12 protein-coding genes are annotated in these 12632 nt (G+C 53.0%); 7 read left to right on the top strand and 5 right to left on the bottom strand.

Annotated elements, in window-relative coordinates:
- Position 1: 1 nt before the first annotated feature.
- Genes leuB through leuD form a run of 3 tightly spaced genes read left to right on the top strand, consistent with a single transcriptional unit; the run spans position 2 to position 3109 of the window.
- Positions 2–1093, top strand: a complete 1092-nt coding sequence (gene leuB / locus ACOZIO_RS09500) for a 3-isopropylmalate dehydrogenase (protein ID WP_129991309.1) — start codon at positions 2–4, stop codon at positions 1091–1093.
- A gap of 1 nt (position 1094) precedes the next feature.
- Positions 1095–2495, top strand: coding sequence for a 3-isopropylmalate dehydratase large subunit (leuC, locus tag ACOZIO_RS09495; protein ID WP_129991308.1), 1401 nt, complete (start codon positions 1095–1097; stop codon positions 2493–2495).
- 11 nt (positions 2496–2506) lie between these two features.
- Positions 2507–3109, top strand: coding sequence for a 3-isopropylmalate dehydratase small subunit (gene leuD / locus ACOZIO_RS09490; RefSeq protein ID WP_129991307.1), 603 nt, complete (start codon positions 2507–2509; stop codon positions 3107–3109).
- 83 nt (positions 3110–3192) lie between these two features.
- On the opposite strand, the gene ACOZIO_RS09485 is transcribed toward leuD, so the two are convergent.
- From ACOZIO_RS09485 to sgrT, 4 genes are all read right to left on the bottom strand, one after another.
- Positions 3193–3882 carry a hypothetical protein gene (locus tag ACOZIO_RS09485; protein WP_129953214.1) on the bottom strand — a complete coding sequence of 230 codons (690 nt, stop codon included), beginning with the start codon at positions 3880–3882 and terminating at the stop codon, positions 3193–3195.
- A 177-nt stretch (positions 3883–4059) separates the two neighbouring features.
- The gene (locus ACOZIO_RS09480) at positions 4060–4638 is read right to left on the bottom strand and encodes a hypothetical protein (RefSeq protein WP_240782835.1); all 579 of its coding nucleotides are present in this window, start codon (positions 4636–4638) and stop codon (positions 4060–4062) included.
- Positions 4639–4860: 222 nt separating this feature from the next.
- Positions 4861–6024: an MFS transporter gene (locus tag ACOZIO_RS09475; protein ID WP_421595213.1), complete on the bottom strand. Its 1164-nt coding sequence runs from the start codon at positions 6022–6024 to the stop codon at positions 4861–4863.
- Positions 6025–6291: 267 nt separating this feature from the next.
- Complete coding sequence (gene sgrT, locus ACOZIO_RS09470) at positions 6292–6477, bottom strand: glucose uptake inhibitor SgrT (protein ID WP_129953216.1); 186 nt, start codon at positions 6475–6477, stop codon at positions 6292–6294.
- Positions 6478–6579: 102 nt separating this feature from the next.
- Between sgrT and sgrR the strand changes: the two genes are divergently transcribed.
- From sgrR to thiQ, 4 genes are all read left to right on the top strand, one after another.
- Positions 6580–8241, top strand: coding sequence for an HTH-type transcriptional regulator SgrR (gene sgrR, locus ACOZIO_RS09465; RefSeq protein ID WP_421595212.1), 1662 nt, complete (start codon positions 6580–6582; stop codon positions 8239–8241).
- 313 nt (positions 8242–8554) lie between these two features.
- Entirely contained in the window at positions 8555–9538 is a 984-nt protein-coding gene (gene thiB / locus ACOZIO_RS09460) for a thiamine ABC transporter substrate binding subunit (protein WP_421595211.1), read from the top strand.
- Entirely contained in the window at positions 9514–11124 is a 1611-nt protein-coding gene (thiP, locus tag ACOZIO_RS09455) for a thiamine/thiamine pyrophosphate ABC transporter permease ThiP (RefSeq protein WP_421595210.1), read from the top strand. Before thiB ends, thiP begins: the two co-directional genes overlap by 25 nt.
- Positions 11108–11818, top strand: a complete 711-nt coding sequence (thiQ, locus tag ACOZIO_RS09450) for a thiamine ABC transporter ATP-binding protein ThiQ (RefSeq protein ID WP_235173357.1) — start codon at positions 11108–11110, stop codon at positions 11816–11818. The genes thiP and thiQ overlap by 17 nt, the downstream gene beginning before the upstream one ends.
- On the opposite strand, the gene ACOZIO_RS09445 is transcribed toward thiQ, so the two are convergent.
- Positions 11808–12575 (bottom strand): DedA family protein, encoded by a 768-nt coding sequence (locus ACOZIO_RS09445; RefSeq protein WP_129953221.1) that lies wholly within the window; start codon positions 12573–12575, stop codon positions 11808–11810. The genes thiQ and ACOZIO_RS09445 overlap by 11 nt on opposite strands.
- Positions 12576–12632: the final 57 nt, after the last annotated feature.

Here is a 12632-nt window from a genome sequence, read left to right as displayed (position 1 = left end):
CATGAGCAAGACCCATCATATTGCCGTCTTACCCGGAGACGGAGTTGGCCCGGAAGTCATGGCCCAGGCATACAAAGTGCTGGATGCCGTACGTCAGCGTTTTGGCCTGAAGATCACCACCAGCGAATACGATGTGGGTGGCGCAGCCATCGACAAACACGGCAGTCCCTTGCCGCCAGCGACCGTCGCCGGTTGCGAACAAGCTGATGCGATCCTGTTTGGCTCCGTGGGTGGCCCGAAGTGGGAACATCTGCCCCCGAACGATCAGCCTGAGCGTGGCGCATTATTGCCCCTGCGTAAACATTTCAAGTTGTTCAGCAATCTGCGCCCTGCCCGCCTGTATCAGGGGCTGGAAGAGTTTTGTCCGCTGCGTGCCGATATCGCCGCAAAAGGTTTCGACATTCTGTGTGTCCGCGAACTGACAGGCGGTATTTACTTCGGTCAGCCTAAAGGCCGCGAAGGTCAGGGCATGCACGAGAAAGCGTTTGATACCGAAGTATATTACCGCTTTGAGATTGAACGTATCGCCCGCATCGCCTTTGAATCGGCGCGCAAACGCCGCAGTAAAGTGACCTCCATCGATAAAGCCAACGTCTTGCAGACTTCGATTATGTGGCGCGAAGTGGTGAATGAAATCGCCAAAGATTATCCGGATGTCAGCCTGAGCCACATGTATATCGATAACGCGACCATGCAGCTGATTAAAGATCCGTCGCAGTTTGACGTGTTGCTGTGTTCAAACCTGTTCGGCGACATCCTGTCGGACGAATGCGCGATGATCACCGGTTCGATGGGGATGCTGCCTTCAGCCAGCATGAACGAGCAGGCGTTTGGTCTGTTTGAACCCGCGGGCGGCTCAGCGCCGGATATCGCCGGTAAAAACATTGCCAACCCGATTGCACAAATTCTGTCTGCCGCGCTGTTACTGCGTTACAGCCTGGGCGCTGATGACGCGGCCAATGCTATCGAGCAGGCCGTTAATAAAGCACTGGAAGCAGGCCACCGCACCGGTGATTTGGCTAACGGCCAGCAGGCGCTGGGTACCAGTGAAATGGGCGATATCATTGCCCGCTTTGTAAAAGAAGGGGCATAACATGGCCAAGACTCTGTATCAGAAATTGTTTGATGCGCATGTGGTTTACGAAGCGCAAAACGAAACGCCATTGTTATACATTGACCGCCACCTGGTTCACGAAGTGACCTCCCCGCAGGCGTTCGATGGCCTGCGTGCGATGGGCCGTCAGGTACGTCAGCCGGGTAAAACGTTTGCGACCATGGATCACAACGTGTCCACGCAAACTAAAGACATCAATGCGAGCGGCGAAATGGCACGCATTCAGATGCAGGAATTAATCAAGAACTGTGCTGAATTCGGCGTGCAGTTGTATGACCTGAACCACCCGTATCAGGGCATCGTTCACGTTATCGGCCCTGAGCAGGGCATGACTTTGCCGGGCATGACGATTGTCTGCGGCGATTCCCATACCGCCACACACGGTGCATTTGGCTCACTGGCTTTCGGTATCGGGACTTCTGAAGTTGAACACGTTCTGGCGACACAAACCCTGAAACAGGGCCGCGCCAAAACAATGAAAATCGAAGTAACCGGCGAAGCACCTGTGGGTATCACGGCGAAAGATATCGTTCTGGCCATTATCGGTAAAACCGGCAGCGCGGGCGGTACCGGTCATGTGGTGGAGTTCTGCGGTAAAGCCATCGAGCGGCTGTCCATGGAAGGCCGGATGACCCTGTGCAACATGGCGATTGAAATGGGTGCTAAGGCCGGTCTGGTTGCGCCGGACGAAACCACGTTTGCCTATCTGAAAGGACGTCAGTTTGCGCCGAAGGACCAGAACTGGGACGCGGCAGTGGAATACTGGAAAACCCTGAAAACAGAAGAGGGTGCGAAATTCGACAGCGTTGTGACGCTGGATGCCTCCGAAATAGCACCGCAAGTCACGTGGGGCACCAACCCGGGTCAGGTAATGGCTGTGAATCAAACCATCCCTTATCCTGCCTCGTTTGCTGATCCGGTAGAACGTGCATCGGCTGAAAAAGCCCTGGCGTATATGGATTTGCAGCCGGGCATTAAACTGACCGACGTGGCGATTGATAAAGTCTTCATCGGTTCCTGCACCAACTCACGCATCGAAGACTTACGCGCTGCGGCAGCGATAGCCCAGGGTCGTAAAGTCGCCAGCGGTGTGCAGGCCATCGTGGTCCCTGGCTCCGGCCCGGTAAAAGCGCAGGCTGAAGAAGAAGGTCTGGATAAAATCTTCATCGAAGCCGGTTTCGAATGGCGTCTGCCAGGCTGTTCTATGTGCCTGGCGATGAATAATGACCGCCTGGAACCGGGTGAGCGTTGCGCATCCACCAGCAACCGTAACTTTGAAGGCCGTCAGGGTCGTGGCGGCCGTACGCATCTGGTCAGTCCGGCAATGGCGGCGGCGGCGGCTGTCACCGGCCGTTTCGCTGATATCCGTGAACTGAACTGAGGAAAAACACCATGGCTAAATTTACCCAACACATCGGTCTGGTGGTTCCACTGGATGCAGCTAACGTCGATACCGATGCCATCATTCCCAAACAGTTTTTGCAGAAAGTGACCCGTACCGGTTTCGGCCAGCATCTGTTTAATGACTGGCGTTTTCTGGACGATGCCGGTCAGGTGCCAAACCCTGATTTCGTGCTGAACAAGCCGCGTTACAAAGGCGCGAGCATTTTACTGGCACGCGAAAACTTTGGTTGCGGTTCTTCCCGCGAACATGCGCCCTGGGCGCTGACCGATTACGGCTTCCATGCGGTGATCGCGCCAAGCTTTGCCGATATTTTCTACGGTAATTCTTTCAACAACCAGTTGCTGCCCATCACCCTGAGCGAAGCAGAAATCGACGAGTTGTTTGAACTGGTAAAAAACAACGAAGGTATTCAGTTCGAAGTAGATCTGGAAGCGCAAACCGTCAAAGCAGGCGATAAAACCTATCCGTTCGTCATCGACAGCTTCCGCCGTCACTGCATGATCAACGGTCTGGACAGCATCGGCCTGACGTTGCAGCACGAAACAAACATCTCCAGCTACGAGAAAAATCAGCCTGCCTTTATGCGCTAATTATTTACTGGCCTGCGAAGAAAAAGCAAAAGCGGGAAATCCTCCCGCTTTTGCGCATGGCAAGTCTCTTTTTCCTGACAGACTCATGTTATCTGCAAGCGTCTTGTGATCGTTATCTCGCTTAGAGGCATAACATTCTTGTACTTCCCTGATAAGAACTGAGCAATTTCCAGCATGGGATATCTTGTAATCGTCTTAAATAAACCGAAGTTGGGATCGAGGAAAAAAGCCTCGAACTCACTATGACGAAATGCAGCGACGGCATGGAATGCCGCTTTATCCTCTCCTTTTGTGAAACGGAATGAAATGATCACGCCTGAGATGGTTTTTTTATCTCTGTACGCCTCCATCCCCTTAAATGACATAAAATCACTTCGCTCCCTCAGCGAGTAATGCAGTCCCGGAATACCGGTTATTTTTCCTTTTTCCTGCTGATGCGCATTTTTATAGTTCACCGTGACTTCGTCATACGTTAACGCATCAAAGCTGTTCAAGTGATTCTCCTGATAACGCCTGGCATAGTTTTTTTGCTTCCTCATCGCCCGTTCGAAAAGCAGACGTTGACGGGCGGCATCTGCAGGTAACAGAGCTTTTTTATCAGCAGACGGTACGGATGAAAACCATCCGGACAACCAGCGGCCGGAGGGCTGTAATGGCCGTTCTTTTATAATGTCGCCCAGCCAGGTCAGACAAAAGCCAAAACAACATCCCTTAGCTTGTTGCTCAGCAAGAAACGACGCATAATTTTTTTCTATAGAAATAATATTAATCATATTAAAAAACTTCCAATGTTTTTATTCAACTGCGGGTGCTGCGCGTAAAACCGCCACTTTTTTATTAATTATTCCTGGTAACTATAAATTCTAATAATGACACTACCTCCTTGTATAGTTTATTAATATATTTAGTGATATCCCGCATAGGATAAGAAGATGATGTTTTAAATAACCCTAAATTGGGATCGAGAAAAAATATTCCGTGGCGTTGTAGCGAAAAGCCGCGACGGGATGGTAGCCGATCTCACCCGGTATCTCAGAAAACCGGAAAGCAATGATCGCCCCGGTGAGAGGGTGAGCGTGACCAAAAATATTTAAGCCGTTAAACAACATGAAATCATTACGTGCTATCAGACGATATTGTAATCCAGGAACACCGGTTATTTTTTCCTTTTCTGCCTGACGGAAAATTTTGTAATTAACAAAGGCCTCATGGCGTCCTGTCTGACGTTTCGGATCCTGCTGACTCTCCCTGCAGCTTTTCAGATAGCTCTCATGCCGTCGGTATGCCCGCTCCAGTAATAGCCTTAGCTTCACAGTATCAGAGGGGATTGAGGCTTTCTTATCCGGTGTCAGTGGCGGGGAAAACCAACCGGAAAGCCAGCCGGAAAACCAGCTGCCCATTTTCTGTGCTGGCCGTTCTTTTAATATATCACCAAGCCAGGCCAGACATAAACCAATACAAACGCTCTCAGATTTCTTCTCATCAATAAATGAATTATATGTTTTCCTTATAAGTACACCCGGAATCATATTTTTCCCCTTTGTCACTATATTAGAAAGCCGATAATATAGCCACTTCCTTTAATTATCCAGACGGTAAGGAGGATTAGAGGGGGAGAAGAATGTTTATTCCTGAGGGAGAATCCAGATAACTAATAAAAATTAAGTCATTGCAGAAACTTGAAAAACTAAATGTATTATTCAGTTGAATAGGTTAAAGAGCGAATTAATCGCTCTTTAAGCCCACGTCATTCACACGTCTTTGACTTTATACATCAGCCCGAGCGCCACCACCGCCAGCACAGTCGCCGCCCAGTACACCGGATAGTGGCCGAAGTTTTCCACGATAAAGCCCTGCAACAACCCCGCGCAAATCACACCAGTGGAGATGCTGTTAGTGAACAGTGTGGTCGCTGAACCCGCCCTTCCCGGCATCAGATCCTGAAAATATAACATTCCGATCCCGGCGACGATGCCGATGAAAATCGCGTTGAACAATTGCAGGATCATCAGCGCGGCTTTGAACTGAAACGCCACCAGTCCGGCATAGAAAATCACACCGCTTACCACGGCATACAGCATCAGCTTGCGTTTACCAGTACGTTTGACCAGATAACCCGCCAGCAACATCGCCGGAATTTCCAGTCCGGCAGCGGTTCCCATCAGCAGCCCCGCCAGCCCTTCCGGCAGCCCTAAATCACTGGTGATGTACAGCGGCATATCAATGACATACATGATATTGCAGGTCCACATCAGCAGGGAGGAAAAGAACAACAGCCGCACATCTTTGTTGCGCCAGGCGCTAACCGGCACCACTTTTTCATCCACCGGTTGTTCAAGGCGCGGCACTGACGGCAGGAAGAAAAGGATCATTAATATGCTGCCGACAAACACCGCCGCCGCACTCAGGTACATTGGCGTAAAACCATAGTTAAGCGCCACCATGAACGACAATGGCGGGCCAAGCACCCAGGCCAGCGAGAGCATTGCACGCATCATTGAGCTGAACATCACCACTTCGCTGGCAGAGCGATCCGCATGTTCACGCGCCAGCGCAAAGAGCTGTGGCATCGAAGCATTACCTATTGCTGCCAGCAGGACACCAACGGTGATCAGCACCAGGTAATCGCGGCTGAACGCAAAGACCAGGCTATTACCGAGCGCCATCAGGCAGCAGAACATCAGCAATTTTCGCCGGTCGCCTTTGTTGTCCGAACGGTTAGCCAGCAGAAAACTGATTGCGATCCCCGCCAGCGCATTGACGGTATAGAAGAAGCCAACCCACAACGGGCGGACTTTCACTTCGTTGGTCAGAAACAAGCTGAGTGTGGGCGCCTGCAGCGCCCCTGCAATACCACACAGCAAGGACACCACCAGAAAGGTGACATAAATGGCATTAATACGAGGTTTTGACATAACGTCGTCCCTGAGAAATGAATTTCTTACGGCAAAACATACAGTGTATACCCAAACAGTTCGGGTTGCAGAACGGCGGCAATCGCGCGAATCCCGATGAGCTGACATAAGTCCGTGATTCGGGTGAGCAAGAGCAACCAACGCATCTGCAGCTTGAAATGTGAAGGGGATAATGTGCATAAAAAAACCAGTGAGTTACCTCACTGGCTGGTGACAATACACCATTACTCAGAAAATCGGATTCGGTTGCCGTTGTGATACGGGGGCTTACATCCGCTGACGGTATTCCTCGTCATTCATGGAATCCATATCCCACTGCGTCAGCCGCGCCAGAATATCCATCCGGTACTGCACCGGCACCCATGACAGCCAGTCAGCACGGTTTTTCTCCGCGCCTTGTCTGATGGCCTTGAAGTAAAACTGATAAAAACGGGCAGTTAACTGGCGTTTCATGCTGACCTCCGGTCATTCACAACAGGCTTTGGTTGAGAAACAGTATCGGAGTAATATGGGGAAAGATAAATTGATGAAAATCGCTCACGGAGTTCCTCTTTTATGCCCTCGTCCCGTTTGCAACAACAGTTCATCCGCTTGTGGCAAAGTTGTCACGGTGAAGACACCGAAACCACCTTACAGGCGTTGTCTGATGTCCTGAACTGCTCGCGCAGACATATGCGATCGTTGCTCAGCACCATGCAGCAACGGGGCTGGCTGACGTGGGATGCTGAAGCCGGACGCGGCAAACGATCTACCCTGCGTTTTTTGTATACCGGGCTGGCACTCCAGCAACAGCGCGCCGAGGAGTTGCTGGAACAAGATAGCATTGATCAACTGGTGCAACTGGTCGGCGACAAAACGAGGGTGCGTCAGATGCTGCTGTCACAGCTCGGACGCAGTTTTCGCCAGGGCAAACATATCCTGCGCGTGTTGTATTACCGTCCGCTGATTAACCTGCTGCCCGGCACTATGTTGCGCCGTTCAGAAACCCATATTGCCAGACAGATCTTCAGCGGTCTGACACGCATAAATGAGGAAAATGGGGAAGCAGAAGGCGATTTAGCCCATCACTGGCAGAAAGTTTCTCCGCTACACTGGCGGTTTTATCTGCGTCCCGCCATTCATTTTCATCATGGCCGTGAACTCGGGATGGCGGATATCATCACTACTTTTATGCGCCTGAAATCGCATCCGTTGTTCAGCAACCTGAAGTCAGTCACAACGCCCACGCCGAATGTCATCGATATCCATCTGAATGAACCCGATCGCTGGCTGCCATGGCTGTTCGGCAATATCCACGCCATGATCCTGCCACAGGAATGGCAGTCCCTGCCTGATTTTGCCCGCCATCCGGTCGGCACCGGCCCTTACGCCGTGGTACGTAATATTAAAACGCAGCTGCGCATCCGCGCCTTTGACGATTATTTTGGCTTCCGGGCGCTTATCGATGAAGTGAATATCTGGGTACTACCGGAACTGAGTGAAGAGCTGGTGCATTCCGGCGTGCAGCTTCAGGCCGATGAATCCGGCAAAAGCGAGCTGGAAAGCCGCCTTGAAGAAGGCTGCTATTTCCTGCTTTTTGACCAGCGTTCACCGGTCGGACAATCAGAAGAAACACGCCAGTGGTTGTGCGATTTACTCAATCCCATCGCTCTGCTGAATAATGCGGAACCCATTTATCAGCGCTACTGGTCCCCGGCGTACGGCCTTTTGCCGCGATGGCATCATAAAGCGCCGCAGCCGCGTCCGCCCAGACCGCAAAATCTGACGCAGATAACACTGACATTTTACGGCGAGCACTCCGAACATCAGGCCATTTGTAATGCGCTGAAACCGCTGCTGGTGGCTGAAGGTATCGAACTGATTACTCAGGTAGTGGATTACGCAGTCTGGCACCGCGGCGACGCTAAAAGTGATGTATGGCTCGGCAGTGCCAACTTCACCCTGCCGCTGGAGTTTTCATTATTCGCGCATTTCTACGAATTGCCACTGGCCAGGCATTGCTTCAGCGAAGAGATGAAAGACGATGCCGCGCAGTGGCACGCAGGGAACTTATCGATGGCGACATGGAGTCAGAAACAGACGGTCAGCCATCAGATCCACCCGCTGTTCCATCACTGGCTGGTATTGCAGGGTCAACGCAGTATGCGCGGCGTGCGCATGAATACCCTCGGCTGGTTCGACTTTAAATCCGCCTGGTTTGCGCCACCTGACAGTTAATCGGACTATCGCATCGCGCCGTTAATCACTAGAATGACATCCGTTCTCAACGGGGTGCCCGACTTGTTAAAGCAGCGATGTAAACGCCGCGAGCAAGTGTTCAGCCGGTGAAGGCCAGCGCGGAGAAAGCGGAGCGTACACAAAGTACGTGAGCATTTCGAGCACTGCCCGACGCCGGATCAACACCTGCGCAGCAAGTTTGGCTGAGATATAGACCCGTCGAACCTGATCCGGTTGATACCGGCGGAGGGATTTGAGACTGCGCGATGCTCACTCAAAATCCTTTGCCCTTTCATTTTTTTGGAGCGCAAAGTTGAAAAAATTATTGTCCTGCCTGCTGTTACTTTCTGCACCTGCATTGGCTGCAAAACCTGTTCTGACGGTATACACCTACGATTCTTTCTCTGCCGACTGGGGCCCCGGTCCGGCCATTAAAAAGGCCTTTGAGGCGCAATGCGGCTGTGAACTGAAATACGTGGCGCTGGAAGATGGCGTATCTTTGCTGAACCGTCTGCGGATGGAAGGTAAAAACAGCAAAGCTGATGTCGTCCTCGGTCTGGATAACAACCTGCTGCAGGCGGCAGAACAAACCGGTTTATTTGCCAAAGCGCCGAAAACCAGCGCCACACTGACGGTGCCGGGTGGCTGGAATGACAGCACGTTCGTGCCTTACGATTACGGCTATTTCGCGTTCGTCTATGACAAAAATAAACTCAAGAACCCGCCCAAAAGCCTTGATGAGCTGATTAACAGCGACCAGAAATGGAAAGTTATTTATGAGGATCCGCGCACCAGCACGCCGGGTCTGGGCCTGATGCTGTGGATGCAAAAAGTTTATGGCGACAAAGCCCCGCTAGCCTGGCAAAAACTGGCGAAGAAAACCGTTACCGTCACCAAAGGCTGGAGCGAGGCTTACGGTTTATTCCTCAAAGGCGAAAGCGATCTGGTACTGAGCTACACCACCTCTCCGGCATACCATATTGTTGAAGAGAAGAAAAATAACTACGCCGCAGCGGACTTCACTGAAGGTCATTATATGCAGGTTGAAGTTGCAGGGCAGCTGGCAAACAGCAGGCAACCGAAACTGGCTGAACAGTTCATGAAGTTCGTCACCACGGAAGATTTCCAGAAAGTGATCCCGACCGGCAACTGGATGTATCCGGTCGTGAATACGCCGCTGCCTGACGCCTTTAAACAGCTGACCGTGCCAGCGAAATCCCTGCAATACAGCGCACAGGATGTCGCCACTCACCGCAGCCAGTGGATTCAGGCATGGCAGAACGCCGTCAGCCGTTGATCCCGCGCTGGCTGTGGCCGGGGGTCATCGCGTCGCTGGCTATGTTGCTGGTGGCCGCACTGGCCTTAGGCTCTCTGTGGCGTCATGCGCCACAGATGAGCGGCCCCGCCCTCTGGCAGGATCCTTATCTCTGGCACGTGATCCGCTTCACCTTCTGGCAGGCGCTGCTTTCAGCGCTATGCTCAGTGCTGCCGGCCATTTTGCTGGCCCGCACGTTGTTCCGTCGCCGTTTTCCCGGCCGCCAGCTGTTATTGCGCTTATGCGCGATGACGCTGGTATTGCCAGTTTTGGTGGCGGTGTTTGGCATTCTTAGTGTCTACGGCAGGCAGGGCTGGCTGGCGCAGATTTGCGGCTGGCTGGGCATGGATTATCATTTCTCGCCCTATGGATTACAGGGGATTTTGCTGGCGCACGTGTTTTTCAATCTGCCGCTGGCGACCCGTCTTTTAGTGCAGGCACTGGAAAATATCGCTGTTGAACAGCGCCAGCTGGCCGCCCAACTGGGCATGAATGTCTGGCAGCAATTCCGCTTCGTGGAATGGCCCGCGTTGCGCCGGCAGATTTTCCCCGCTGCCGCCTTAATTTTTATGCTGTGTTTCGCCAGCTTCGCCACCGTCCTTTCCCTGGGCGGCGGTCCGCAGGCGACGACCATTGAGCTCGCCATTTATCAGGCGCTGAGCTACGACTACGATTTAAGCCGCGCGGCTAGCCTGGCGCTGATCCAGCTATTTTGTTGTCTGGCCCTGGTATTGCTCAGTCAGAAACTCAGTCAGGCGTTGCCGGTCGGGCAAACGCATTCTCAGCGCTGGCGTAATCCCGACGATTCCTGGCCGCGCCGCATCGCCGATGCCGTGCTGATTGGCCTCGCGTTGCTGCTGATCCTGCCGCCATTACTCGCCGTGATTACTGATGGCGTAAACCGGGCAGCCGTGGGTGTTTTGCAGCAACCCGCACTCTGGCAGGCATTATGGACATCAGTACGTATCGCGCTGGGCAGCGGATTATTGTGTGTGCTGCTGACCATGATGCTGCTGTGGAGCAGCCGCGAACTGCGTTTACGCCAGAGAAACAGCTGGGCACAGGCGATGGATATGAGCGGTATGCTGATCCTCGCAATGCCGGGTATTGTGCTGGCCACCGGCTTTTTTCTGCTGCTCGGCGATACCCTGGGTTTACCGCAGTCCCCCTGGCCGCTGGTGATCCTCACGAATGCGCTGATGGCCGTACCTTATGCGTTAAAAGTGCTGGATAACCCGATGCGCGACGTGGCAGATCGTTACACGCTGCTGTGCCTTTCGCTGGATATGCACAGCTGGTATCGGCTGCGCCGGGTTGAACTCAGCGCACTGAAACGTCCGCTTGCGCAGGCACTGGCGTTTGCCTGTGTGCTTTCGCTGGGGGATTTCGGTGTCATTGCCTTGTTCGGCAATGAGAATTTCCGCACCCTGCCGTTTTATCTGTATCAGCAGATCGGCTCCTACCGCAGCCAGGATGGTGCGGTGACGGCGCTGTTATTACTGCTGCTATGCTTTCTGTTATTCACTCTGATTGAGAAACTGCCGGGCCGCCATGCTGACGCTGAATAAACTGACGTATTTGTACGAACATCTGCCGATGCGCTTCGATTTACAGATCGATGCCGGTGAACGTGTGGCGATACTCGGCCCGAGTGGCGCAGGGAAAAGTACCTTACTGAGTCTGGTCGCCGGTTTTCTGGCACCGGTCAGCGGAAAGATCCTGCTCAACGGCGCAGATCACAGCACGACACCTCCGGCCAGGCGTCCGGTGTCGATGCTGTTTCAGGAAAATAACCTGTTCTCGCATCTGACGGTGCGTCAGAACATGGGGCTGGGATTACATCCGGGGCTGAAACTGACCGCGCAACAGAAGCAGGAACTTGAAAACATCGCGCAACAGGTCGGGCTGGCCGAATGTCTGGACCGGCTGCCATCACAGCTTTCCGGCGGCCAGCGTCAGCGTGTGGCACTGGCGCGTTGTCTGCTGCGCAGCCAGCCGGTTTTACTGCTTGATGAACCCTTTTCCGCACTCGATCCGGCGCTGCGCAGTGAGATGCTCACGTTGCTGGATAAGGTATGCGGGCAACGTAATCTTACCCTGCTGATGGTGTCACACAATCTCGATGATGCCGCAAGGATTGCACCGCGAACGCTGCTGATTGTTGACGGCCGGATTTTTTACGACGGGCCGACGCAGGCGCTGGCCAACGGCAGTGCACCGCAGGCCAGAGTGTTAGGAATAACACCGGGGATCAGCGGGTGATCACTTTCCACAGCAAATGACCATAAACCGGCATCATCGGCTGTTTGCTCAACATCACCAGGCTCACGGCTGTCGCCACAAGACTCAGTACACAAGCCACGCGCAGACGCGGTAATGGCAACCATTTATTCATCGCGTCAGGTGAGCTTTTCCCCGAACGGATCCAGCGCCACAGCAACCAGGCACTCAGCCAGATCAATACCACGGCAGCAAACAACATCCATTTGAATACCGAACTGTTGTGGCTGGCCGGAATATCAATGGCAACGCCTGCCAGAATGCCTGGCAGAAAATACACCGGTGGCCAGGTGATGCAGCCGATAATATTCGGCGGTGCAAATTTATACGGCGGCAAATTCAGCATACCGGCAACCATCGGCACCAGCGGACGTGTTGGCCCGATGAAGCGGCCGATAATCACTGTCGCAAAACTGTGGCGATCCAGCGCGTAACCGGTTTTATCCAGTAAAGACTGGTAACGCCTGAGGAAACGCCAGCGATGCAGCGGCTCCTTGAAACCACGGCCAATAAAATACGAGGCCCAGTCACCGAAGAAACATCCCAGTCCCGCAGCCAGCCAGGCTTCGTACAGTCCCACCTGACCGCTGCCGATCAGCGTCCCCAGCGTCGCCATCATGACAGTACCCGGAAGGATCAGGCCCACCAGCGCCAGCGACTCGAAGAAAGCCACCACGGCGACAATAATTAATGCAAAGCCCACCGACTGAGCGACCAGATGTTGTAGATAGGCTTCCATAAATTCCCAAAATTGAGTGATGACTGCGCAAATTACGCAGCGTACAAATGAGACAAG

The organism is Rahnella sp. PD4 (assembly GCF_049199325.1).
GTDB classification, from domain to species: domain Bacteria; phylum Pseudomonadota; class Gammaproteobacteria; order Enterobacterales; family Enterobacteriaceae; genus Rahnella; species Rahnella perminowiae.
This window is presented reverse-complemented; position numbering and strand designations above follow the sequence as displayed.